This is a genomic window from Planctopirus limnophila DSM 3776 (assembly GCF_000092105.1).
GTDB lineage: Bacteria > Planctomycetota > Planctomycetia > Planctomycetales > Planctomycetaceae > Planctopirus > Planctopirus limnophila.
Genome location: NC_014148.1, coordinates 1,011,970 through 1,035,735 on the forward strand (window position 1 = coordinate 1,011,970; position 23,766 = coordinate 1,035,735).

The following is a 23,766-nucleotide window of genomic DNA, read 5'->3' on the forward strand; positions in this document are numbered from 1 at the left end:
GTGCATTTTAGCGGATGGGAGATCGTCGCGAGAACATGGTCTCTGCAACATCAAAGACAACGACAGATGTGACGACAGGCCGGCTCCCTGATCGAACGAATGACAGTCCGTTATTGCTGGCAGCCAGTCAGATCACGAAAGAATTTCCCGGTTGTAAGGCGCTCGATCGAGTCAGTATTTCTTTCTCACCCGGCGAGATCGTCGCGATTCTTGGTGAAAATGGTGCTGGCAAAAGCACGCTGATGAAGATCCTCGCTGGCGTACAGCCACCAGATGGTGGTGAGTTGCTGGTTGACGGCCAGCCTGTCATTTTTCGAGATGTTGGCGACGCGATTGAGCACGGGATTGTCCTCATCCATCAGGAACTCAACCTCGCGGAAAATCTCAGTATCGGAGCCAATCTGTTCCTGGGACGTGAGCCGACACGCTGGGGATTCATTGATCAGAAAACGATTCGTCGATTGTCCCGGGAACTGCTCGATCGAGTGGGCCTGAACTACACTCCGGAGACAATCGTCGGAGAGTTATCAACCGGGCAGCAGCAACTGGTGGAAATTGCCAAAGCACTTTCCATTCAGGCACGGGTGCTGATTATGGACGAACCCACCGCCAGTCTTTCTCAGTATGAAACGGAACTGCTTTACGGCGTCGTACGGAAACTGAAGGCGGACGGTGTTTGCGTCATTTATATTTCGCACAGACTCAGTGAAATTCAGGAACTGGCCGATCGAGTGGTGGTGCTGCGCGATGGACAGTATGTGGGAGAAATTTCGCGGGCTGAAATGACTCGCGAAAAAATGGTCTCGATGATGATTGGCCGCAGTTTGACAAGTGGCATCGAGCGGCATTCCCACACTCCCGGTCCGGAAGTTTTCCGCATCAAAGATCTGGTCACCACGGCCTTCCCGGAAGCTCGAAACTCTTTCTCCCTCAAGGCAGGTGAGATTGTGGGGATGGCCGGTTTAGTGGGAGCAGGGCGGACAGAACTGCTACGGGCAGTTTTCGGCATTGATCGACCACTGGCTGGCGAGATCTTTTGCGACTCAAAGCTGGTGAGAATCTCTTCACCACGAGCCGCGATGAATCTGGGGATGGCGCTGGTTCCTGAAGATCGCAAAGGCGAAGGACTCGTGCTGGAAATGTCTGTCCGGCACAACCACACGCTGGCGACTCTGGCCCGCCAGGCCTCTCTGGGTGTTTTCATCAATACTGCTCAGGAAATCACAGACAGCCAGAGGATGATCACAGCCCTGCGTACGAAGACTGCCAGTGACCAATTGGCCGTGCAGTACTTATCTGGCGGAAACCAGCAGAAAGTTGTGATTGGCAAATGGCTGCTTTCGAATCCCAAAATCCTGCTCCTGGATGAACCGACGCGTGGTGTCGATGTGGGTGCCAAACAGGAGATCTATCGGATTATGGAGGAACTGGCGGGGCAGGGTCTGTCGCTGCTGTTTGTTTCCAGTGATCTGGAAGAAGTGATTCGCATGTCGGATCGCGTGCTGGTGATGCACGAAGGAAAGATCACCGGCGAATTGAGTCGCCAGCAACTGAGTGAAACAGCCATTATGGCCCTGGCGACCGGAGGAGCGCTCTCATGAAGAGAATACTCGGAATTCTTGGCATTCTGATCGCCGTGATGGTTGTGACTGGCATTCTTCAACCAGCCTTCCTCAGTGGATATAACCTTTCAAACGTCACTCAGCTTTCGGCCTACTTTGCCATCCTGAGTATTGGCGTGATGTTCGTGATCATCACCGGCGGGATCGATCTTTCGATTGGGCCAGTCGTGGGCCTTGTGGGCTGCCTGCTCCCGCTGCTCATTGTGAAGTATGGTTTTCATCCGGCCCTGGCTATTGCTTTTGTCATGGGAGTAGCCGCACTCATCGGGACGACGCATGGTCTGTTGATTACCAAGGCAAAGCTTCAGCCGTTTGTGGTGACACTTTGCGGCTGGCTGATTTATCGTGGTCTGGCCCGCTGGATCACAGGAGATGCCAACCAGGGGTTTGGGAATAGCTTTAACGGCCTGCTGGAAATCTCTCGCAAAAAGATCCCTTTGCCCGGGGATTATCAAGTGCCGATCCCGGTGGTTTACATGCTGATTATCGCTGTGCTGGCTGCCATTTTTTTGAACAAGACGGTTTGGGGTCGCTACCTGTATGCGATTGGTCGCAATGAACAGGCCGCACATTTCAGCGGGATTAACACCGATCGAATCAAGTTGATGGCCTATGTACTGTGTTCAACAATCGCCGGGTTTGGCGGGGTGCTGCTCGCTTTTGACCTCAATTCGATGCAACCCAGTTCGCATGGGAACACTTATGAATTGTATGCGATTGCGGCCGCAGTTCTAGGGGGTTGCAGTCTTCGCGGCGGTGAAGGATCAGTGGCGGGTGTGGTGATTGGCGCGGTCCTCTTGAGAGTGCTCTACAGTGCTAACAATATGCTCGGGATTCCCAGCACGTTGGAATATGTGACGATCGGCACGGTGCTTCTGGCGGGTGTGCTGGCCGATGAAGGTGTGAAGTGGTACTCGCAGCGGAGAAAACTGATTCAATCCGCCAGGAAAGTCGCCGCTTGAGTTTGAGAAGTCGCCCTCGAGTTGGAAGCTTGATTTCAGCAAAAACCTGAGAGAAGGTTTTTAGTCGCAGTTCTCTCCCTGGCGGGATAGACTTATGTCGCTCGCCAATAGACAGAAGCTCTGACTTTTGAGAACAACTTGTGACGACGGAGGTTATTCATCGAGATGACCTGCGTGTTGCATCGTCCGAAGGAACTGCATGACGCAGGCGACAACTGGCCCCAGGCGGCTTCCTGAAAATCCCGATGAGTTGGAAGTCATCCTCGCGACCGATTGCGGAAGCACCACGACCAAAGCTCTGTTGATCGAGAAGATTGATGGAGTTTACCGTCAAACCTATCGTGGTGAAGCTCCCACAACTGTCGAGGAACCAACTGCCGATGTCACGATCGGTGTTGTGAACGCAGCGACTGAAGTAGGCGAACTCGCTGGGCGTCAACTGGTCGATGAAAATGGCCTGCTGATCCGCCCGGCTCGTGGAAATGTCGGTTGTGATGCCTACATTTCCACTTCCAGCGCAGGGGGTGGCTTGCAGATGCTGGTGTGCGGCGTTGTCCCCACGATGTCCGCTGCCAGCGCGACGAGAGCCGCTTTAGGAGCCGGCGCCATTGTTCTCGAAACCATGACATCAAACGATCGTCGTAAACCACATGATCGCATTCAGCGAATTCGGGATCTTCGCCCGGATATGATTCTGCTCGCTGGCGGGACTGATGGTGGCACTGTGCGCCATGTTGCTGCCATGGCCGAGTTGATTGCACCTGCCAAACCACAGCCCAGGTTTGGTGGTCAGTATAAAATGCCCGTGATCTACGCCGGGAACCAGGCGGCCATTCCTGTTGTTCGCGATGTGCTGGGGAACGTGGCGGAGTTGTCATTCGTCGAGAATGTCAGACCAGTCCTGGAGCGTGAAGCCCTGGCTGGTGCGCGGGATGCCATTCACGATCTGTTCCTCGAGCATGTCATGGCACATGCCCCTGGGTACGACAAGCTCATTGAATGGGCTGATACCGCCATCATGCCCACTCCCGGTGCTGTGGGAAACATCCTGCAGACAATTGCCCGCACACGCGGCCTGAATGCTCTGGGTGTCGATATCGGTGGCGCCACGACAGATGTCTTCAGCGTTTTCAGCGGGACATTCAACCGTACGGTCAGTGCAAATCTGGGGATGAGTTACTCCATTTCGAATGTCTGTGCCGAAGCTGGCTTTGATGCCATCCTCCGGTGGGTGCCTTATCCCGAGAGTGAAAAAGAGCTGCGCAACCGGGTGAAGAACAAAATGATTCGCCCGACGACAATTCCTCAAACCATGGAAGCTTTGATCTTTGAGCAGGCTGTCGCGCGGGAAGCTTTGCGGCTGGCCTATGTGCAGCACAAACAATTCGCCACGACTCTGGCCGGGGTGCAGCAGCAGCGCACGATTGGCGATGCTTTTGCCCAGTCTGGCGGTCAGCAGACAATTGTGAACAACCTTAAGCTCGACTTGATTGTGGGTTCCGGCGGCGTGCTCTCGCATGCTCCACGTATGGAGCAGACCACCATGATGATGATTGATGCCTTTGAGCCGGAAGGGATAACGGTCCTTGCTAAAGACAGCATTTTCATGATGCCCCATTTAGGCGTACTGGCCGAGATTCATCCTCAGGCTGCCATGGATGTCTTCGAGCGGGATTGCCTGATCATGCTGGCGACGTGTATTGCCCCCAAGGGGCCGCCAGCTTCTGGCAAACTGCTGTTGAAGTACTCACTCGAAGTGGGCAGCAGGGTGGTAGAAGGAGAACTCCACGGCCACGAAATGCAGCGTTTCGATCTGGGGCCAGATGAACTGGCCCGGCTGAAGCTTGTGCCAGCTGCTGGCTACGATGTGGGCGCCGGCCCCGGAAAGCCGCTCGAGCGCGAAATTCGTGGTGGAATGGTCGGCGTCGTCTTCGATGGACGTGGTCGGCCTCTGGCACTGCCATCAAACACCGAGGATCGACGCGCACTCCTCAAAACCTGGAATCAGGCACTGGGTGTCTACCCCGGTCATAACCACTAGATAAAAAAGGGATTGATCTCGATCCGACGAGACCAATCCCTTTTGAAGCAGATCGAAGTTGAACAGGCATCAGGTTTTCGATGGTGGTGGCGGTGGAAGCTCCTGATAGCCTCGCGGCTTACCCACAGGAGCTGGGCCTTGTGGACTGGATGTCGGAATCCCGCCTTGTTTCAGTTTATATTTATCCAGGTTTGGTGCCTCAACAGGATCTGCAGGAGCCACTCGCGATCTGGCACTTTGAGCCATCAGATTTTCAAGCTGCTGATAATTCTGTTTACGAGCCATGGGGGATAGGCTCTCTCCGGCCTGATCCGAAATGGCAATCATCAGCCCGTTGACATGCCGATCAAACTCCACCATCGGATCCTGCCCATAAGGCAGACTGAGTGAGAGGACCTGAGCAGCAACCGTTTCGTCAGCCAGCACTTCCAGCGAGCCAGGCCAATCGGGAGAGAGCAGGAGTTGAGGAGTCCACCGCGAAGTGGTCATCAGTTGGTTGGCAATGTTTTTGGCATTCATCGAATGAATGACTTCTCCGTTGCGTGTCGGTGTCGAACGCAGAATGACTACTCGGTTGGGCTGATGTGTGGCAATCGTCTGAAGAATTGCCCGAGTTTCGATTTCACTGGCTGGCGCTTCGCCACTGCGCTTGGTCTGGCCGCGCGAGAAGTTCGCTGTCGGGAAATTTCGATTGAGATCAACATCTCGTGAGTTGGTTCTCCGGTTAGCCTGCAAACCATCCGGGTTCGCAGCACGAACAATCGTGATTGTCGAAGAATTAAGGATATTCGGATTCTTGGAAATAGAAGTCACCAGCTTGTCGGCCCAGCGCACAGAGACACGATCTGTCCCTTCCAGGCCAGCCACCACCAGTGTCGAAAACTTCCCTCGGCCCATCGTGCGAATGTAAATCGGCAAACCATCGGTCGACTGGTAGGCAATTTCCCAGCGTCCCAGAAGCTTCTCTTCGTCTGAAACCGGTCTGGTCACCGTTTCTGATTCTCTGGTCGCTGGCGTACTCTGCTTCTGAGTGACAACCGGCTTTTCTGTTTCGATTGTTTGCTCAGTGGCTTGCTCAGTGGCTTCAATCGAATCACCGAAGGTTGCGGGAGAATTGGAAGCCGCTTCACCGGCTGTGGAATCAGCCGGCTGACTGGAGAAACGACGAGGTGCCGACTTTGTCTTGGGACGCGTCGATGGTTTGGAAGATGGCGAATAAGGAGCCGCTGCGGGATCTGAAAAGACAGAGTGCAGTTCCGATTCGGCCGGTAATGGCTTGGACAGCGCCATCAGAATGGGTTCGGATTCACCCAGGCTGACCGACGGAGAATCGGTCGCCAGTTCCATCTCGATGGCCGACGACGATTTCGTCCTCTTGAGAGTGGTTGATGCACTCGGAACGGTTGATGAAGAGCTTGTTGAAGCCAGAGGGCGAGCATCTGCCAACGTTAGCCGGGCAGGTGGAGTCCCGGGAGGATCTTCGGGGATGGTGGCCTGTGAGACAAGAAGTGGTGTGGAGATCCCATCGGGAAGACGAATGTCATTCTCGGAGGCCCACCACATGACACCCAGACCGGCGGCTGTGACAAATGACAACATAGGTAAGACTTTCAAGGCTCCCTCCATCGAAGAACTTCATTCAACCTCGGGGATGAAGTTGAGTCGTCACTCGTTTGCTTTGGGTTCTCACTTACAGCATGAGTAACCGGATCTCGAAATTCGCCACGGGCTCGACAGGTTGAGCCCTTGGCGGAATAGACTGTCAACACAAATTCAAAGGTCACTCAAGGGCTATCAATATTTGAGAATCTGATATGTCATACGGACACTAGAGATCATTCGTCATCGATACCCAGGCGGTATTGCAACTGGCGGAACTGCCGCGAGAAGTCTTCGGATGAAGAATGGACATGTTCGGCTTCGGTAATGAATTTGAGGTCTTCGTTACAATCAATGTTGTAGTCGTCGAGAATGTCTTTGAAATCGACGAGTTCGTTGCCGTAAATAATGATCAGCTTATGTTCGTCGAGTTGGATTTCGAGTGGAATATTGGGATTCAGGACGGCAAATCCGGTGCAGCCATCGTTGAGCAAGAGATCTTCAAAGTCGTAGAGCGTGCTCTTCAGAATGGGGACATCGATACTTTCGCGGTAAAGATCCTGATGCCCGCCACGTCGCTCATGACTGGTTTCGAGGACGACATCGACTTCATCACCCAGGGGGGCCATCAGATCGATGAAGACATCGAGCAGATGTTCTTTGGAGACCGAAGCCATGATGACGGGGATTTTGATGCCGGTTTCTTTGTCGTGATAGGCGTCGTGGCGATAACCCGCTCTTGGAACCACCTGCAGGTCATATGAAGGGCGGACGGCATCCGTCAGCATGAACGACCCATATTTGGCAATGTTCAAATGGGCTTCGAGCTGTTCGTCATCCAGATGATCGAAACTGCTCTTTCCGTGACGCACCCCACCGTCGCGGTAAGTATTCTTAAAGAATTTCTTCAGGAACCCCATGGTTCAAGTCTTTCTAGAGTTCGTAGCGGCAGATCTAGTGAGGCGGTAAGGAAGGGGTGTTACCGCAACAGGAACATGCAAACTTAGCACACGAATTCCAGGGGCATCGGAACGGGTCACGAGTGAGGGGCGTAAATTTCACGGCGAGTTGTCAGATTGATCGCAACGGGAAGAATGGCTGCTCAGGGTAAACCTGGTTGAGTTTGCGGAGCCACCCATCACCTCTCAGAAGCAGCGAAACTCCTGGTCTGGCAGACCTTTGCAGGAAAATGGAGCAGGATCTAGCCCCTTTCTTCAGAGGCGGGGTAGGGCGACTCTGCCAAATCGTTACAATCCCTACACTCTGCAGTTTCTGCATGACTTTAGAATTTGGGCGCACAGGAGGGATCCGATGACATCTGGTGAGCAGTATTCAGTCCTCTCGAACGGCCAGCCCACGATGCTTCTACGGCCGTCCCATCGCCAGTTGATCCGGTGGCTGTGCTTGTCTCTGGTGTTGGTGGTTTTTGTCTCTGCTTCTGGCCAGGCCGAGGAGCCGGAGACTCGCACTGTCTGGGGAGTGATCTACCTGCAGGGGCAGCGTGCCGGTTACCAATCCGGCACACGCACTCTCTTCCAGTCAGCAAACGGTGAAAAGCTCGTGAAGTGCGAGCAGAAGACCGCACTCAAGCTCACGAGATTTGGCACACCGCTGGTCCTCGAATCGACGGTCGAGACGATAGAAACGACAGGCGGAGAGATTCGCCGGTTTGTGCATCGCCAGGAAAATCCTCCAGCCGCCCCCATGACCCTGGAAGGCACCATCGAAGGCAAACAGTGCCAGCTGGTGGCCACCACTGGCGGCATCAAACAAACCTCTTCGATCCCCTGGAGTCCCGATTGGCGTTCACCCGCCTATCAGGACGAAACCTTGCGGGCTCAACCACTTCAACCGGGAGAAGAGCGTCGGTTGGAGATTTTCTTTCCCGAGTTCCGCTCCATGGGTGTGCTCGATCTGAAGGCCCGGGAAATGGTGCCGATCCTCAATCTCGACCGGCAGGAAAAGAATCTGCTGCGGGTGACCGCGCGGATTTCGCTCATCGAAGATTCCCCCATCACCGTCTATGTCGATCAGAACGGAGAAGCCATTGTGACCCGCATGGGGATCTTCGGCACCGAAATGTTCACCTACCTCGCCACCCGCGAGCAGGCACTCCTCCCCATTGAAGGAACAGGCCCGGAAATCGGCAAACTCACGCTCATCAAGGCACAACTCCCCAAAGACTGGGCCACGCGTCAGTCACTCACGTACGAATTGAAACTTCCCGGCGATGACCTCGCACGCATCCTTTCCAGCGGGCCCGGCCAGACGATTGAAGTCATCGATCCTGAAACTGTGCGGGTCACCGTCCAGTTGACTCCCTGGAGTCGCCCGCTCTCGACCAGCAATTTGCCACTCCCTGCGGACGATCTCTTTTTGAAAGGAACATCACTCCTGCAGATTGATGATCCTGCCGTCAAAAAACTGGCGACTGACGCCCTGGCCAGCCTGCCCCAAGAGAAGCGAAACGACTTACGCGAGCAGGCTTTGGCAATGAGCCGGTATGTTCACAAGACCATCAGCACGAAAAATCTATCGACGGCATTGGCATCGGCTGCGGAAGTGGCCAAGAGCCGCTCTGGCGATTGCACAGAGCATGCCACCTTGCTGGCGGCCATGCTGCGGGCACAAAAAATCCCTTCGCGATTTGTGATGGGGCTGGTCTACGTCCCTGATGAGTCCGCTTTCGGCCTGCATGCCTGGACCGAAGCAAAGCTGGGAGACGACTGGTATCCCCTCGATTCGGTCGCAGCCAGCGGCCGCACGAGTGTGGCCCACTTACGAATGACAGCCGACTCCCTCGACGAATCGGCCGGCGACCCAGTCCTGCGCATGGACATCTACGCCCGAAAGCTCCCGGGCCGCTTACAGGTGAAGGTGGTGCCGTAAGGGCGATCGTAATCGTGCCACCATGACTGGAGTCATAAAGGGGAGATGGCGAGCTGAGCGGCTCAGAAGTTGCGCGACGTAGAGGTGTCTTTAGGCAGCGGCCCGCGGAAGCTGTGTTCACGGCGCGTGTCCAATTCGAGACAGCGGCTGACCCGAAGGACTTGGCGATGGGTGGCCAGTCCTGAACCTTGCGTAGCATGGCCACCTTGTGCTCCGATTGAGCTTGGGTCAGGACGTAGAGGGAAGCCTCGCATAGATGCAGGAGTGGCGTAGTTGGCCGTCGGGGGATTGCATGGTGTTGTGTAGGACTCCCTCCAGGTGAAAGCCGCAGCGTTCGGCCAGTCGGCGTGAGCGGACGTTGGCCTCGTCCGTCACGAGTTCCACGCGCTTGGCTTTCATGCCGACTAGCGCCCAGTTCGTCAGCGCAAGGACGGCTTCGGTCGCGTAGCCTTTGCCAGCTTCGGAAGTACGGACCCAATACCCAACCTCTGTTCTGGGCAGAGACCAATCGGTGCGATGCATCCCCGCCGAGGCGACCAGTCGCCCGGTGCTCCTGGAAAACGCCAGGTAGGGCAGGTCCGCGCGGATCAGGAAGTTGGCTTCCGCCCGGCGGCAGCGGGCCTCGGCAGTCTGAAGTGTCGGCTCCTCGGCGACCCACGGCAAGAACCACAAGTGCTCACGCAGCTCCGCGATGGACTCGAGCAGGGCCTCGTGGAGCTCAGGCGCATCAGATGTCCGGTAGGGGCGGAGCTCAAGACGCTCGGTTTCAAACAATAGAGGAACCGGGAAAAGCAGGGGATCGGCCATGTGTGTTCCGAGGCCTAGCAGGTTTGCAAGTGCTGAAGTGCGTTAGATCGCTACCGCAGATTGGCGGCGTGGCAGGGACTTGTCAACATTTCGCTAGGCGGCCTGTGACCGGGAGGCAGTGGAGGTTGTGTTTGGAGCGAGTGCGATGTTTGAGTCGAGGTTTCTTGGATGAGGCCCTGCGATGGGTGGCTGACTCGCATCAAATTTTCTGTGGCCTTGCCAGCCCGGTAGAAATCGGAACTTCAACCGGGGCCACGCTGCGGATCTGTTTAGCCCATCAGCGAACCGACACCCATTGTTCATCGCCATTTTCGTCATACCGGCGTCGTTCTAATTGATCATTTGCCGTACGAAGATAGGCGACGTTTCGCACCGTTTCATTATCTGGATGGGAAATGACCCAATAGTAATCCCAGTTTGAATCGGGGGATTTGTCGTCGCACCAGAGTTCAACGTGAGGATGTTCAGCGCAAAGTTGTGCGTAGGTCAAAGAATCCTCAATTCTCGACATCCTGTTCTCCAAACAACGAGTGATCACGATCATCTAGCTGTGGGGGAAAATTCTGTTTTGTAGGTCTAGCGGATTCCGGCCTGGATAGAATTCTCTGTTATAGCATGTTTACGACGATGCCATTACGGATTGAGTATCTGCGGGCATCGAGTTCGGGTGATTCGGAGTATACGAAAAAATCATTCTGCGATTCTTTTGACATCTCGCACCCGACACTGATCGTAGATGTGCGCGAGTTATAGCGAGCACGGTGGATGCGGGAAGCACCTGATGATTCGATGGCAACCCAACTGATAGAGGGTTCAGGCTCACCCAGCGAATAGACGATCGTGGAGTCCTGTGATCGTAGAAAATGGATCAGAGATTCCGCGTCGTCATCGGATGCACCGTTATAAATCGGGTAATCAAATCCACGATCATCATGTCGAAAAACAGTTCGTATCCGCGACTTGGAGTCGTTCGATATTCCCGATGTTCGATTGGTTCGAATTGCAGCGGGAAGCAATTGTAGGTCTTGCAAAGTCTGCCAGGCAAATTCGTGCGAATCGGAAAAAGGAATCCAGACCTGACATTCGTTGGGGCAAATGACAAAGAAGACGTCGATAAGGAAAAGCTGGTCATCAATCCGTCCGTACCAGCGTCTTACGGGAGACGGGAAAGAATCTTCGTCAGGATTCTCTTTGTATGGCGACGGAATCTCCGAGTAGATGGAGTGGTCAACATCGAAGGCATAACACTGCCATTCGCGGCAGGTTCGTGGACGAGATTCGGCAATCTCAAAGAATTGTTCACGCTCAAGCCAGGTCAGTCGCCTCATCGATTGGAACCCAAGGGATATCAGGTTTTCGATTGCCAAAGTGCGTTGAAAGTTACCGCAGATTGGCGGTGTGGTAGGAACTTGTCAACATTTCGTTGGTTGCTGCTCCTTGAGTTCCTATGGCCAGTCGGCAGTGGAGATTGAATTTGGAATGTGTGCAATGTTTCCGTCGGGGTGACTTGTATGAGGCCCTGCGATGGTTGGCTGACTCGCATCAAATTTCCTGCGGCCTTGCCACCCCGGTAGAAATCGGAATTTCAACCGAGGTCACCCTGCGAAGCTTGTGTGTTGACTCTTTATTGAACGCCTCCCTGAAGATCGACAAGATCACCGATGACCTGAGGGTAATATCGCATGATATCGTCGCGAAATGTGTTTCGTACATCGGCGACTCCATCATGCCAGTCCTCGAAAAAGCCGGGACGATCCCAATCTGCGGGACCTGAGTATCGGCAGCCATCAACGTCTGTATGAATCCAGAACTTTGGTTCATCCGCATTGAATATTTCAAACGCATCAATATCATGCAGTGTTGGCTCGCCGAACTGATTAACGATCCGGAACGTATCACACTCAATCGCAAGCACATCGTAGCTTCTGTCTTGCCGAAGCGAAGTTCGTTCATCTCGGCCATCCGGCCGAAGTGGGCGTGTGAGATAGACCTTCATGGGCTGTGCTTTACAGGCGAACGTCGAACATAATTCGCATAGTTAAGACGTATGGATTGGAATGCCAGCTGAATTCCAGGCTCCCCCGTCGATTCTTCTACTTGCACCAACGGGGCACTCTGTAGCAGAGTGCCCCGTCATGGTCTTCTGTAGTCCCGTTACTTCCCGCTGGCACCGGCCTCGATCATCTTCTGGATTTTTTCCAGGTTGAATGAGCCGGGTGTCTGGCTGGGTGGATACTCCTTCATCGTCATCAGAAACTTGCCCGCCATCTGCTGCATCGGCGTGATCACAAAAACGCGGTCGAGGAACCAGTCGTTATAGGTGTTCGAATTGTGCTGTGAGCGCTCGAAGGGATCGCGGCGCAGATTGAACAACAGCGGCACACGCAGCTCGGTAAAGGGTTCTCGCCACACGCCAAATGCCTCCCCCCGGTTCTCAAGAAACACAGCCTTCCATGCATCGTATCGCAGGGCGACAATCTGGCCGTCGTCATTCACATAGATAAATTCGTTCCGGGGCGATTGATCCGTCTTGCCGCCGAAGTAATCGAGCTGATTGTAGCCATCCACATAGTTGCGGTATTTGCGGCCGTTGAGTTCGACCCCTTGTGCGAGCTTTTGCTTGATATCGCTGGCACCAGCGGCGGCAGCCAGTGTGGGGAGCCAGTCTTCGTGAGAGACGATGCCATTCAGTGTTTTGCCTGCCGGAAACCGGCCTGGCCAGCGCACGAAACAGGGGACACGGTAAGCACCTTCCCAGTTCGAGTTTTTCTCGCTGCGGAAAGGCGTCGTGCCCGCATCCGGCCAGGTGTTGTAGTGCGGGCCGTTATCCGTGGAATACATGACGATCGTGTCTTTGGCGAGCCCCAGTTCATCGAGCAGTTTGAGCAATTCGCCCACGTGACCATCGTGCTCGATCATGCCATCGGTGTATTCGTCATTTCCCGGATGACGGTTCTCTTTCTTGACATGTGTGCGGAAGTGCATTCGTGTGCCGTTCCACCAGCAGAAGAAGGGCTGGTCGGCATTTTTCTGGCGGGTGATAAAGTCCTTAGCGGCCGCCACGGTTTCTTCGTCGATGGTCTCCATGCGCTTTTTGGTCAATGGGCCAGTGTCCTCGATTGTCTGACCACCCTTGCCATCGGCTTTGCTGCGAATAATGCCGCGTGGCCCGTAGTTCTCGATGAAAGTCTTGCCATTGGCCATCCTCATGTTGGTGGGATAATCCTCATTCTCCGGTTCCTCCTGAGCGTTCAGGTGGTAGAGGTTTCCGAAGAACTCGTCGAAGCCATGCATTGTGGGAAGATGCTCGTCGCGATCGCCCTGGTGATTCTTACCAAACTGACCTGTCGCGTAGCCTTGTGACTTCAGGACGGTCGCGATGGTCACGTCGGTCTTCTGCCAGCCTTCTTTCGCTCCGGGCAGACCCACCTTGGTCATGCCAGTGCGGACAGGGACGTTGCCTCCCAGAAAAGCAGCGCGGCCCGCCGTACAACTTTGCTGACCGTAATAATCGGTGAAGGCCAGTCCTTCTTTGCCCAGTCGATCGATATTCGGCGTCTGGTAGCCCATCATGCCGCGGCTGTTGTGGCTGATATTCCAGGTGCCGATATCGTCGCCCCAGATGACCAGAATGTTGGGCTTCCTGGTTTGGGCCAGCGCTACTCCCGTGTGAGCCACGAGAACAAGCGCAACAGCGAGCATGGAAAGCCACCGGCTTCCTTTGAGAAACATCGTCGATCCTTTCGTTGGAATGGTTGGCAATTAGCCCAGCAGACCTGCATCGGACGATCGTCTCATGCAATAGGCAGGGCGGCTTATCGATTGGGCTGCAATGATTGGACTGGCACAGGACAGGAGCATTTTTCCGCAGATTGTTCAGTGCGGCGCGGCAATGTCAAACTATTTGTTTCTAAGACGCAGCGAGACTCTTGCCCATTTGACTTACCAGAAAACGAAAAACCCCTTCGGCAGGATGGCCCAGACGTTGCTTTGGGCGTCTGGGTTCGTCAGAACAGGAAACCATTCATTACAACAGACAGCGACTGCCGTAGCGTCGAGCCGTTGGAATTTATGTTGGTGAAGCGTCTCGACGAACATCTTTGGAAACGGCATTCCACTGAGGCTGGCTATTTTTTTTCCTCGCGGCCCAGGCCGAGGCCCTTTTTTATGCCTTTGATCGCGCCACTTGCAGCACCACCAGCAACGCCTTCCGTCACTTTTTTCGCCTCTTCAGCGACGGAACTCTCCCCGTGCCGTTTGGAGCGGGTGACGACAATGTCGTCAGAGTTTTTGGGGAGGCCGTCCGGGCCGTTGGACCTCACCTCAAGTGTGTAGTTGAGGACCCCTTTCTCAATCGATGTGGACAATGGGCGACCGTAACTGTCCATGGCCGATGTGTTAAAGTCTTTACCGCCTTCCCAGCGATCGGCCTCTGTATTGAGAACAGACAAGGTGCGTTCGTAGGCACTCGGCCCACAGCCAGAGATCATCATCACACCTAACACGGCAAACGAACGCCACATTGTGATTAACTCTCCTGATGAATCCGCTAAGTTTCAATGAAACACGAAACCTTGCACAACAGCAGACCGCATATGCCATAAGCTCGGGCTATTCAAGTCTGTGTTGGTGAACGGGCACGACAAACACGAATTGTAACGCCAATCAACAGATGATGGCCAACCGTTTTTCTCGCATCAGGACTTATCGGCACAGACTCAGGGGAATCGAGCGAGTTCCAAGGTTCGATGCTTCTTGCTCGCTATGCGGCGGTCGGGTCACTTTTGCGGAAACTGGCCGGCAATGTGAGCACGCAGCGTCTTTCTCGTTGGCTTTCCTGTACCTTACGGCACCTAGACCTCCAGAGCGGCGTCTGGGTCACTCCTGCGAGAAGGGCTTTGGCCGCGGGACACGCGGAGGGTGGGGCTTCTTGTGCCTGCGGCACCCGGCCACGAGTTGGCCTGGCCACCCTTTCACGAATGATTGACAGTGTTGTAGGGTGCCGCACACAGGCACGGCACATAGCCGGATTTTGGATCCGGTGTGCCAGCCAAATTGTCCTTCAAACGAAAAACCCCTTCGGCGAGTTGATCGCAGCGAAGGGGTTTTGTTTTTCAAGGTCAACTGTCAGCCAGCACTGCAATTGCCGGAGGTGGGAGTCGAACCCACACGAGGGGTGAACCTCGCCGGATTTTGAATCCGGTGCGTCTGCCATTCCGCCACTCCGGCGACAGCCCAAAGAGCCTGCCGATACACGAATGATTAATGACCTGCCGCGAGAATGCAAGTCTACACCACAGTGCTTCTCAAGACAGACATGAAATCGTCGAGAATCCCTTGCACTTCCGGATCTTTAAGAACTTCAACATTGGGTCGCCAGACGGGGGGGCTGCGGCGGTCGAAAATGGTCATTCCCCGCGTCAGGTGGGCATCGGTTTCGACATCCACTGCTAACGTGAGGTGCTGGAAGAACTCTGGTTTCACCACCGCGGCGAGTGCGACGAGTTCGGGCAATCGCCACGATTCCATCCCCTGGAATTGATGATGACTGCGCAGTGCGAAGGGAACGATCGTCTGCAGCCACTCGCCAAAGCGCCCCATGTGTTCGATGGGCAGGCGGTCGAGGAGACCAAAAGAGATCCCCACTTTTTGCGAGGCATCAAAGGGAACCAGCGTTTTGGTACAGGCCGATTTCAGAACCGAGCGGGCGGCCAGGGGATCGTGATAAATGTTGAAATCAGCAGCGGGAGTGATGTTGCCGGGACCTTCGAGAGTACCGCCAGAAATGACCAGACCTTTGAGTCGCATCAGCAGTTCCGGGTCTTTCTCGGCAGCCAGGCTGATGTTGGTCAGCGGGCCAAGGCTGAGAATCACCAGTTCCTGAGGGTAAGCGCGGGAAAGTTCAATGATGACCTTGGCCGCTTCTTTGGGATGAGCCGCATCGACATTCCGGCAAGGCCAGTCGGCCATGCCATTCTCTCCATTGAGCTGGCGATAATGGGCCAGATGCTGCGACGGGACACTGGCTGTCGATTCGTGAGCATCGGTCAGTTGTACGCCCAGTCGAGGCCAGCGCTGAGGATCGATGATGGTGACCAGTTCCTGCAGATTGACCGCGGCCTGTTTTGCAGAAATAAAACTGCCGACGGCGGTGAGACCGACGACATCGAGCCGGGGATCTTTCAGAGCGATGGCAATGGCGAGGGCATCGCCTAAGCCGGGATCGGCATCGATCAGCAAGCGGATTGGATTCATGGCAAGATCTCTCAGATTCTCTGATCCATCAGCAGAAAGTCTACGTCCTCATTATAATGCGAGAGAACGCCGAGAGAGTCGAGTCATTTTGAGAGTTCATCGCTGATCCTCGAAAGAGATCGAGTGGAGATGAATCAGAGAGGATGGTTGTGTTGCTTGCCCGATTTGGCCTGATCTTTCTTGTATTGCCACTGATTGAGCTATATCTGCTGATCAAGCTTGGTCAGCAGATTGGCGCATTGGCCACAGTAGCGTGGGTGGTGCTGGCGATTGTGGCGGGGATTTCTCTGCTGCAGTTTGAACTGCGCCGGGTGTCTGTGCAATTGCAGATGGCGGCTCGAAACCGGGAGCTTCCGGCCGGGCATGTCTCAGATGCGGCGGCGATTTTTCTGGCGGGAGTGCTGTTGATCTTTCCCGGGCCACTGACCGATGTGTTCGCAGCGCTCCTGCTCTTTCCGCTGACGCGCCGACCGATGGTCAAGCTGTTCAACTACTGGGTCTGGCCGCAAGGGAGCACAGTTTTCCGTTCGGCAGGAAGTGCTTTTGGAGGATCAGGCTTTCAGGTTTACCAGAGCACGGTCTGGCAAGCGGGCCCACGGATGACAGATGCGGCAGACTTCGAAGGCCAGGGAACAGAACAGCCTCGCCTCCATCCTCATCCAGCGGCTGCCCATGAAGGCGGTTCGGCAAGACCCGGCGGGCCGGAGATCATTGAAGCCGAATGGGTGCGTAAGTCGGGTGAAGATCGCTAATTCAAATTGCAGCTTGAGATCGCGCGTTGCGGATCGAAGGGAGCATGCTTGCCCTGAGCTGCAAGCATGGCACACAGCACCCTGTTTCAAATTGGAATGCGGACAACATTTTCAAAAGACGAAGAGCGCAGACGATCTGTCTCAATTGTCCCCCCGGACGACAGATCGACCACGCTCTTCGTAAGAGCGATTGCTGTCATGTGGACTGCTTAAGTCGATTTCGCAGTGCTGAGAAAGCTGAAGAGGCCTTTACGCGGCTTCTTGCTTTCATCGGGTTTTTCTTCACTCGCCTGCGGTTTTTCAATCAGTTGCTGGGCGAGTTGAATGAAGCTCTTGGTTAAGCGCGACTTGGGAGATTGAATGATGAGTGGCACGCCATTGTTGCGGGCTTCGACCATCACTGCGTAATCGTTCGGAATCTGAGCGAAGACTTCCCGCCCCAGTGTTTCGAGAGCTTTGGTCAGGCTGATCTGGCTGTCTTCGAGACCAATGCGATTGACGACAATGCGGGTCTTTTCGGAAAGTCCTTCGTGATTACTGAAGAATTGCAGCAGACGCACTGTATTTCGCAAGCTGGGAAGATCGAGCTGAGTGGTGAGCAGGATCATGTCCGCGACTTCAAGAGCGGCCAGATCGGAAGGGCCGTAGCTCTTACTGATATCGACCACCAGATGCGTAAAAGTCGCCTTGAGCAGAGCAATCACTCGCCGCAAGACTTCGGGAGAGATCGAGATACGATCATCCAACTGGACGGGCCTGGGGAGCAGGAAAGCGCCGCATTCGTGCTTGGTGAGCGATCGTTTAAGGAGTGCGTAATCGAGCCGACTGATGTTATCGGCGACATCTTGAATGGTGTAATCGGGAATGATGTCGAGCCAGACGTCGGCATCTCCCAGAGCCAGATCGAGATCGATGATTGCTACACTGGCAGAAGGCTGACTGGCCAGTGCACAACCCAGATTGACTGCCAATGAAGTGCAGCCAATCCCGCCGGAGACCCCAGCGACGGCGATGACCTGGCTGCTGCGCACTGTGCCTTCACTGGTGCGGACACCGCCGGCCTGTTGAATTCGGTCGATGGCAGCGAGGAAATCATCCAGCTTAAGTGGAGCATTCAGGAATTCCCGGGCCCCATTTCGCATGGCCTGCAAAATCAGCGAACCTTCGGTGGAACTGCTGATGACCAGCACCTGTGTGGTGGGAAGTTCTGTCGAGATCCGGCTGACGAGATCGAGACCTTTCTGGGGATTGGAATCGAGGGCAATCAGTGCAATGTTCGGCTGGGTCTGCATGATGACGTCGGCAAAGAACTCGTACTTTGAGCACTCGGCTTCGAGCCAGACCATGTCGATGCCCAGGAGGAGCGTTTTGAGCGCATTCCTCGAACTGTCATGCGGATCGACAAGTGCGAGTCGAATAACGTTTTTCATGATACAACCATCCGGTTTCGAGCTATGCCAGCAGGAATAACCGGCCCAACGATCTTGTGAAGTGAATGCTGACCCTGGAAATTGAGTGATGCGTTCAAGGCTGAATCAGAAATCCTCCTCCAGGAAACTGATGTTGCCCTACGATGTTTTTTGTCTATGGACGAGTTCCTGAAACTGGTTGAATCAAACCGCCAGAGGCTGGATTTCGGCTTCCCGCTTGTTCGACATCCGATCGACCCGTCGCTGGAGTGCGAGGCCCGCTGAACTTCGAACTTCCGGCAACGGATTGACCTGTGGAGTTGTTGCGATTGCGAGTCACCCCGGGAGGAGCCGGGATATCTCCTGGTGAGCCAGTTGGCGGACTGATCGGAGGTACAAATTCTTGTGGTGCAGGCGTGGATCGTTCTGTTGGCCATGGTGCTGATGGCTGGCCAGCACCGGGATTGCTGATTCCGGGAGATGGTGGTGGTGGCAATGGCCCGCCAGGAGTAATCAGACCTGGTGCGGCAGGTGGCAATGGATAATCTGCAGGAATTGGCGAGAGGCCTGAACCTGTCACACCGGATGGTGTGGACGATCCACCACGAGGCCCACAATTGGGGCAGGGATCGCCATAGTTAGGAACTTCGATGATCCCTTGGCCGAAGAGTTCGCGATCTGTAGGAACTGCCGATGCGGTACCGGGCAGCCTGTCGGGAACCTGAGCAGGATCCATGGCACTGACAAACTCGGGAGTGATCAGCACGAGGAGTTCGGTTTCGGCTTCATCGTAATTCACGCGGCGGAATGCGGCCCCCACGTAGGGAAGTTCGCCCAGGAAGGGGATCTTCGATGTTTGTGCGGTTTTGCGGGAGGAAATCAGACCACCGATGGCCAGTGTTTGACCGAAGTTCATTTCGACTTGAGTTTCGACAGTTCGTTTGGTCAAGCCGGGAACTGTGGTGCTGTTGAGTGTGACAGCGTTGGTGAGGTCTCTTTCGCTCACTTCAGCAATGATGGTTTGTTTCAGACGATTGGGTGAAAGAATCATCGGGACTGATTCGAGCCTGACGCCGAATTCTCGCCATTCGATGGCAATGGTTCCTAAACCTTGAGGAACCGGGATGGGGAATTCGCCACCACTGACAATTTTGGCTGGTTCGCCACTGCGGGTGACGATGGTTGGTTCGGCCTGGATTTTGAGCAAGCCTTCTTCGCGAAGTGCTTCGAGAAGACCACCGAAAGCAAAGTCGTCACCCACAATTCCTAATGACATGGTCGCGTTACGAAAACCCGACTGAGCCAGACCAACACCTGGCGGCCCGCCAATCGGTACGGTGAATGCATCCAGGGGAGAGATCGCACCCGGGGTACTCGAAAAGGCGACATTACGGCCCAGATAAGTGAAATTGAGGCCCAGTGAACGCAGCTTGGATCGTTGAACTTCCATCACTTTACAGCGGAGTTGAACCTGTTGCGGGCCACCCATCTTCATCTGATTCAAGACGTTAGGATAATAGAGCTTGGCGATATCTACGATCTCGGTGATTTGTTGTGGTTCGACGACCCAGCCACGCAAAAGGACGTTGTCTTTCAGCTTGGTGACGGTGACGGAGGTATTGGGGTATTCGCGGCTCAGGACCGCTTGCAGTAATCGAGCATCGCCCGCCACCATGACATCGATGGTGGTGATCGCTCCATTTTCGTCGGTGATCACCATGGTGGTGATTCCTTCGGTGATTCCTTGCACTCGAAGCTGATCGTGGGCGAGAGCAGTCACACTGAGAACTGCCGGATCAAATCCATCAACACGCAGAATTTTGCGCGGGAATTGGACAACGCGGGCAAAGCGCTCGGCAATTTCGAGCTTTGTTCGCGATGCCGTGATCTGAACGACTTCTCCGGCGACGGGAGCATTGCCGTTCTGTGCGAAGGCCATTCCAGAGGACGAAGTGAGCCCTGGATAGGAAAGAAAGGACTGGCAGAGGCAAAGTCCCCAAACCAGTGCTGCACGCCAGCGGTGAGTGTGAATTCTGACCTGCATCCCTGCACCTCTCGTTCAATCCGTCGAACGATTGAAAAACAATTGATCTCGTTTCATGGCGACCTGGTGATTCAAGATCAGGAGATGATCGTTAGAACTCAGGTACGCACTCACTGACTATTTTCGCATGGCCCGCGAAGTGAAAATCTTCTTATGTATTCAGTCGTGCTGAGCGAGATTTAAGTCTTGGTTCATCATGACTGAAGTTGTTGGTTTATCTTTTCATAGCGTCTGAAGATTGCATCGCCGAAGGTGAATCTTCGGGTGACTTGATGCGATCCGTACGATTTTCGGGTGTGGATACCGAATTGGTTTTCCTGGTCGTTGTTTGAGATTTCGATTTTCCCAGGCCCAGCATTCCTAACCAGCCACCTTTGGTTGGCTGGTTTTGAGCTCTGGTCGAGGGGGTGAGAGTCTCTGGGCTTTCTGGCAGTTCAAATTCAGCGACTTGTTTTTTGTCGCCATTAAAAATTTCAACTTTCCAGGTTGGTTTTGGTGGAGGCGGTGGTTCGACCACTGGTGCGGTTTCATCGGTGCTGGAATTCAGAAAATCAGCGAACGATGGCTGAGGCATTGCTGGTGTTGGAGATGGCGATGCGGGGAGACTGCTGGCCACACTTTGTGGAGTTGTGGCAGGTTCTTGATCTTCAGGTTCATCAAACAGTTCTGCTAACTTGCGATCGAGGGCGTTTTCATCGAGATCACCAGTCTGCTCGGCAGGAGCTTTATCGTTGCGGCCTCGCAAGAGCAGGTGGAGAGTTCCCTTTTCCTGTGCGAGTTGCAGCAAGGCTCCCTGGCCTGGGTAAACCAGCAAGGAAACGTTCTTGGATTGAGAGGAATCTTCTTTAGCGGCTTCCGTTCCCATGCGAACGGAATCTGTCGCCCAGACCTCGATATATTGGAGGACTGTGCGAGTTTTGAATGTCTTGCCGTACTTGGGACGCGTGTAGGAATAGGTAACTTGCACATCGACACGGTCGCCCGGGGAGAGCAAACCGCTGTGCGTCATGGTGGCAGTGACAGGTACAGTCACCACGCGCATGCCTGGCGGAATCTCCATTGAAGCGCCGTATTCGCCCTTGTTTCCCAATTGTTTCTTGAGAACATACTGGCCCTCGTAGAGTTTCACACGAGGAGCCCGCTTATCGTATTCTTCTTTGCTGCTGATGACGTCATCAGGAGCTTCACTTTTCGAGACCAGTTTAAAGCCCACGCAGGTTTCATCCAGAGGAGTCCCTGCCTGAACCTCTTTGCGAGCCACGAGCACCTTGATTTTCGGCCCGGAGCCTTCTCCGGAACGACTGCCTAATGTCTGTTGAACTCCCATCATGGCAATCAGCCCGCAGGCCACAGCCACCAGCATGAGAATCATGGGTTTCATTTTCATAGTACCACTCCGAGTGGAATCTCTGGTCGAGAGAACGAGGCTGAATTGTCACTAACATTCAGCATAGGTCACATTCTCAGGACAGGTCGAAAGATTCCTGACTCGATACAAAGAGCCCTCCGCGGCGAGGCGGAATGGACGCTATCAGCATTGATCGGTCAAGAAATGGCAGACTCTTCACTCTTTGACGCCTGCAACCGTCAGAACGATTGAACGAGTTATGCCGCAGATGCTGCTATGGCGAACTCTGCAGAAAATCAGTGATCTTCTGGCAAATGATTTTGTGCAATCGGCGTGATCGATCTGCGAAACTTCTCAAGATTCCAAAGCAGGCAGACTCTGCCGGTGAGAGCAGAGTCTGCAATAAATTCTGACTGTGATTTTCGAATCCATCGAGAAACTGGCTTTAGATCAGACCGGCATAGACAAAGTAAGCAATCGATCCAATGCAGATGGGAATTCCGTAGGGCAACAGCAGCATCCGGGGCTTACGTTCGGCTGCAATTTCTGACAGCTTGCGTGGATCGCGAATGGTCGTCCATTCGGTCCAGATCAACATGGCCTGACCGACGTGCTTATGCAGATCTTTGCGATAGCAGGCCATGATGATGGCCATAATCGCACCGACAACGACAGAGACCATAAAGGCTTGCCACGTAATGGCTGCACCCAGCCAGGCTCCCATGCCCGCCATGAGCTTCACGTCACCAGCACCCATACCACCCACTGCGTAAAGTGGCAGCAGGCAGGCCAGGCCGACAACCATACCAATCAGTGAATCACCCAGACCGGCCCAGCCGCCCATGACGAAGCCATAAATCAGGCCGCTGAGCACCATGGGGAAAGTAATCCAGTTAGGAACTCGCAATTCTTTACCGTCGATCCAGGCAGCAAGAATGAGCACCAGAGAAACAAATTTGACATCCCAATGCTGCATGAGAAAACTCTGCCAGTCCATGATCCATAACCTTTCATTTGAGGGGCAATTGGGCTGGTGAGGAGGAGTTCAGCCAGCAACGAAAAGTCCGATTTCGGCCTTCCAGATAAGGCCGTTTCACTGGGAATCTAGGTCATGTTTCGCAAAGGCGACGGAAGAAATTCTTGAGAATTCTTTTTTCCAGACCGGATTTCCGGGCCATGAGAATGCTGCATGTCTTGCGATGGCCAAAAGTTTCCTGGCCTCTGCTTCCACATGATGGAAGAAACGTTTCAGTCGAATCGATCGAAAAAACATTAAAAACAGACAGCCAGACGCCGGAATGACAAATGGCGTCATTCTGGCGACTGGCTGAAATCGGTAACACGTCCTTCGTCGTGACACTCCAGGGAGTGGCAAGAAGGTGAATTAGCTGAATGTTTGCTATCTGCCCAGCAGTAAGGTGACAGCCACCATCAGACCCGCAAAAGTCGCAGTGATCAGCTCGGCGACACCGTTGGCGGCAAATTCGATCCAAAAGGGAAACATAAACCAATCCGTTTCGTAAACTGAAATTTCGTGAGTGAAGCCCGCATCAATGCTCCAAAAGCCGCCGCACGACTGGTTTGTCTTGCGGCGGCTATGGAATTTTCAGAATCAGCCCAGACTATGTCGCGAGAGTATCGGCGACGTTCTGGAACTTGGCAGCGGCGTTGGTGCCGATGGCCTGCACAGCTGTGAGGCAAACGATCACGATCAGGGCCAGCATGACCGCGTATTCAACGGCTGTTGGACCATCTTCAGAAACCAGGAACTTCTTGACGCTGTTGATAATCTGCATTTCGACACACCCTCTGAATGATGACTGTGACCAGCATGTGTCAAGAACCCGCTGCTACCACCGGAGTTGCAGTCCCTGATTCCCGATCCACATACAGGCTCGCAAATTTCAGTAACCCAGACGGCAATCTGTTCGTGGTTGCTGGCATTTGCATTTCGTACGACCGCTTCATCGAGGGTTGTTGTTGGCCTCGCTGAAGGGCTTCACCAGAAAGCTAGGTCACATTTACGATGAGTCAAATT

At 54.2% G+C, this 23,766-nt stretch carries 19 protein-coding genes and 1 tRNA gene; 5 read left to right on the forward strand and 15 right to left on the reverse strand.

Annotated elements, in window-relative coordinates; genetic code table 11:
* Positions 1-35 precede the first annotated feature (35 nt).
* The 3 genes from PLIM_RS04120 to PLIM_RS04130 all read left to right on the forward strand — a co-directional run bounded on the left by PLIM_RS04120 (position 36) and on the right by PLIM_RS04130 (position 4,625).
* On the forward strand, positions 36-1,601 hold the full coding sequence (locus PLIM_RS04120; RefSeq protein WP_148226965.1) for a sugar ABC transporter ATP-binding protein: 1,566 nt from the start codon (positions 36-38) through the stop codon (positions 1,599-1,601).
* Positions 1,598-2,584, forward strand: a complete 987-nt coding sequence (locus tag PLIM_RS04125) for an ABC transporter permease (RefSeq protein WP_013109056.1) — start codon at positions 1,598-1,600, stop codon at positions 2,582-2,584. Before PLIM_RS04120 ends, PLIM_RS04125 begins: the two co-directional genes overlap by 4 nt.
* Positions 2,585-2,783: 199 nt before the next feature.
* On the forward strand, positions 2,784-4,625 hold the full coding sequence (locus PLIM_RS04130; protein WP_013109057.1) for a glutamate mutase L: 1,842 nt from the start codon (positions 2,784-2,786) through the stop codon (positions 4,623-4,625).
* Positions 4,626-4,694: 69 nt separating this feature from the next.
* On the opposite strand, the gene PLIM_RS04135 is transcribed toward PLIM_RS04130, so the two are convergent.
* Positions 4,695-6,239 carry a DUF2817 domain-containing protein gene (locus PLIM_RS04135; protein WP_013109058.1) on the reverse strand — a complete coding sequence of 515 codons (1,545 nt, stop codon included), beginning with the start codon at positions 6,237-6,239 and terminating at the stop codon, positions 4,695-4,697.
* A gap of 221 nt (positions 6,240-6,460) precedes the next feature.
* Positions 6,461-7,144: a hypothetical protein gene (locus PLIM_RS04140; RefSeq protein ID WP_013109059.1), complete on the reverse strand. Its 684-nt coding sequence runs from the start codon at positions 7,142-7,144 to the stop codon at positions 6,461-6,463.
* 391 nt (positions 7,145-7,535) lie between these two features.
* On the opposite strand from PLIM_RS04140, the gene PLIM_RS04145 reads away from it, so the two are divergent.
* Positions 7,536-9,113, forward strand: a complete 1,578-nt coding sequence (locus tag PLIM_RS04145; RefSeq protein WP_013109060.1) for a transglutaminase-like domain-containing protein — start codon at positions 7,536-7,538, stop codon at positions 9,111-9,113.
* A 228-nt stretch (positions 9,114-9,341) separates the two neighbouring features.
* On the opposite strand, the gene PLIM_RS04150 is transcribed toward PLIM_RS04145, so the two are convergent.
* The 8 genes from PLIM_RS04150 to PLIM_RS04185 all read right to left on the reverse strand — a co-directional run bounded on the left by PLIM_RS04150 (position 9,342) and on the right by PLIM_RS04185 (position 16,175).
* Positions 9,342-9,920 (reverse strand): GNAT family N-acetyltransferase, encoded by a 579-nt coding sequence (locus PLIM_RS04150; RefSeq protein ID WP_013109061.1) that lies wholly within the window; start codon positions 9,918-9,920, stop codon positions 9,342-9,344.
* A 277-nt stretch (positions 9,921-10,197) separates the two neighbouring features.
* Complete coding sequence (locus PLIM_RS04155; protein WP_013109062.1) at positions 10,198-10,431, reverse strand: hypothetical protein; 234 nt, start codon at positions 10,429-10,431, stop codon at positions 10,198-10,200.
* A gap of 97 nt (positions 10,432-10,528) precedes the next feature.
* On the reverse strand, positions 10,529-11,248 hold the full coding sequence (locus PLIM_RS04160) for a hypothetical protein (RefSeq protein WP_013109063.1): 720 nt from the start codon (positions 11,246-11,248) through the stop codon (positions 10,529-10,531).
* A gap of 296 nt (positions 11,249-11,544) precedes the next feature.
* Positions 11,545-11,916 (reverse strand): hypothetical protein, encoded by a 372-nt coding sequence (locus tag PLIM_RS04165; RefSeq protein ID WP_013109064.1) that lies wholly within the window; start codon positions 11,914-11,916, stop codon positions 11,545-11,547.
* Positions 11,917-12,074: 158 nt separating this feature from the next.
* Entirely contained in the window at positions 12,075-13,622 is a 1,548-nt protein-coding gene (locus tag PLIM_RS04170) for an arylsulfatase (RefSeq protein ID WP_041402894.1), read from the reverse strand.
* 425 nt (positions 13,623-14,047) lie between these two features.
* Positions 14,048-14,443 carry a hypothetical protein gene (locus PLIM_RS04175; RefSeq protein ID WP_013109066.1) on the reverse strand — a complete coding sequence of 132 codons (396 nt, stop codon included), beginning with the start codon at positions 14,441-14,443 and terminating at the stop codon, positions 14,048-14,050.
* Between the two features lie 621 nt (positions 14,444-15,064).
* Positions 15,065-15,149: transfer RNA gene (locus PLIM_RS04180), tRNA-Leu, on the reverse strand.
* A gap of 60 nt (positions 15,150-15,209) precedes the next feature.
* Positions 15,210-16,175, reverse strand: a complete 966-nt coding sequence (locus tag PLIM_RS04185; RefSeq protein WP_013109067.1) for a nucleoside hydrolase — start codon at positions 16,173-16,175, stop codon at positions 15,210-15,212.
* Between the two features lie 143 nt (positions 16,176-16,318).
* Between PLIM_RS04185 and PLIM_RS22380 the strand changes: the two genes are divergently transcribed.
* A complete protein-coding gene (locus PLIM_RS22380; RefSeq protein WP_052301485.1) occupies positions 16,319-16,927 on the forward strand; it encodes an FxsA family protein in 609 nt (202 codons plus the stop codon).
* Between the two features lie 209 nt (positions 16,928-17,136).
* Here the strand turns inward: PLIM_RS22380 and PLIM_RS04195 are convergent, their stop codons facing one another.
* The 5 genes from PLIM_RS04195 to PLIM_RS04220 all read right to left on the reverse strand — a co-directional run bounded on the left by PLIM_RS04195 (position 17,137) and on the right by PLIM_RS04220 (position 23,524).
* Entirely contained in the window at positions 17,137-18,357 is a 1,221-nt protein-coding gene (locus PLIM_RS04195) for a nucleotide-binding protein (RefSeq protein WP_013109069.1), read from the reverse strand.
* A gap of 154 nt (positions 18,358-18,511) precedes the next feature.
* Positions 18,512-20,380 carry a type II and III secretion system protein family protein gene (locus PLIM_RS04200; RefSeq protein WP_013109070.1) on the reverse strand — a complete coding sequence of 623 codons (1,869 nt, stop codon included), beginning with the start codon at positions 20,378-20,380 and terminating at the stop codon, positions 18,512-18,514.
* Positions 20,381-20,594: 214 nt separating this feature from the next.
* Positions 20,595-21,761, reverse strand: a complete 1,167-nt coding sequence (gene cpaB / locus PLIM_RS04205) for a Flp pilus assembly protein CpaB (protein WP_196349526.1) — start codon at positions 21,759-21,761, stop codon at positions 20,595-20,597.
* Between the two features lie 412 nt (positions 21,762-22,173).
* Entirely contained in the window at positions 22,174-22,725 is a 552-nt protein-coding gene (locus tag PLIM_RS04210) for an A24 family peptidase (RefSeq protein ID WP_013109072.1), read from the reverse strand.
* Between the two features lie 625 nt (positions 22,726-23,350).
* Positions 23,351-23,524, reverse strand: a complete 174-nt coding sequence (locus PLIM_RS04220) for a Flp family type IVb pilin (RefSeq protein ID WP_013109074.1) — start codon at positions 23,522-23,524, stop codon at positions 23,351-23,353.
* Between the last annotated feature and the right edge of the window lie 242 nt (positions 23,525-23,766).

Excerpts from the sequence above, each read along its gene's own strand:
- PLIM_RS04120 (WP_148226965.1), top strand. The coding sequence starts at position 36 with ATGGTCTCTGCAACATCAAAGACAACGACAGATGTGACGACAGGCCGG.
- PLIM_RS04125 (WP_013109056.1), top strand. The coding sequence starts at position 1,598 with ATGAAGAGAATACTCGGAATTCTTGGCATTCTGATCGCCGTGATGGTT.
- PLIM_RS04130 (WP_013109057.1), top strand. The coding sequence starts at position 2,784 with ATGACGCAGGCGACAACTGGCCCCAGGCGGCTTCCTGAAAATCCCGAT.
- PLIM_RS04140 (WP_013109059.1), bottom strand. The coding sequence starts at position 7,144 with ATGGGGTTCCTGAAGAAATTCTTTAAGAATACTTACCGCGACGGTGGG.
- PLIM_RS04145 (WP_013109060.1), top strand. The coding sequence starts at position 7,536 with ATGACATCTGGTGAGCAGTATTCAGTCCTCTCGAACGGCCAGCCCACG.
- PLIM_RS04150 (WP_013109061.1), bottom strand. The coding sequence starts at position 9,920 with ATGGCCGATCCCCTGCTTTTCCCGGTTCCTCTATTGTTTGAAACCGAG.
- PLIM_RS04155 (WP_013109062.1), bottom strand. The coding sequence starts at position 10,431 with ATGTCGAGAATTGAGGATTCTTTGACCTACGCACAACTTTGCGCTGAA.
- PLIM_RS04160 (WP_013109063.1), bottom strand. The coding sequence starts at position 11,248 with ATGAGGCGACTGACCTGGCTTGAGCGTGAACAATTCTTTGAGATTGCC.
- PLIM_RS04165 (WP_013109064.1), bottom strand. The coding sequence starts at position 11,916 with ATGAAGGTCTATCTCACACGCCCACTTCGGCCGGATGGCCGAGATGAA.
- PLIM_RS04170 (WP_041402894.1), bottom strand. The coding sequence starts at position 13,622 with ATGCTCGCTGTTGCGCTTGTTCTCGTGGCTCACACGGGAGTAGCGCTG.
- PLIM_RS04175 (WP_013109066.1), bottom strand. The coding sequence starts at position 14,443 with ATGTGGCGTTCGTTTGCCGTGTTAGGTGTGATGATGATCTCTGGCTGT.
- PLIM_RS04185 (WP_013109067.1), bottom strand. The coding sequence starts at position 16,175 with ATGAATCCAATCCGCTTGCTGATCGATGCCGATCCCGGCTTAGGCGAT.
- PLIM_RS22380 (WP_052301485.1), top strand. The coding sequence starts at position 16,319 with ATGGTTGTGTTGCTTGCCCGATTTGGCCTGATCTTTCTTGTATTGCCA.
- PLIM_RS04195 (WP_013109069.1), bottom strand. The coding sequence starts at position 18,357 with ATGAAAAACGTTATTCGACTCGCACTTGTCGATCCGCATGACAGTTCG.
- PLIM_RS04200 (WP_013109070.1), bottom strand. The coding sequence starts at position 20,380 with ATGCAGGTCAGAATTCACACTCACCGCTGGCGTGCAGCACTGGTTTGG.
- cpaB (WP_196349526.1), bottom strand. The coding sequence starts at position 21,761 with ATGAAACCCATGATTCTCATGCTGGTGGCTGTGGCCTGCGGGCTGATT.
- PLIM_RS04210 (WP_013109072.1), bottom strand. The coding sequence starts at position 22,725 with ATGGACTGGCAGAGTTTTCTCATGCAGCATTGGGATGTCAAATTTGTT.
- PLIM_RS04220 (WP_013109074.1), bottom strand. The coding sequence starts at position 23,524 with ATGCAGATTATCAACAGCGTCAAGAAGTTCCTGGTTTCTGAAGATGGT.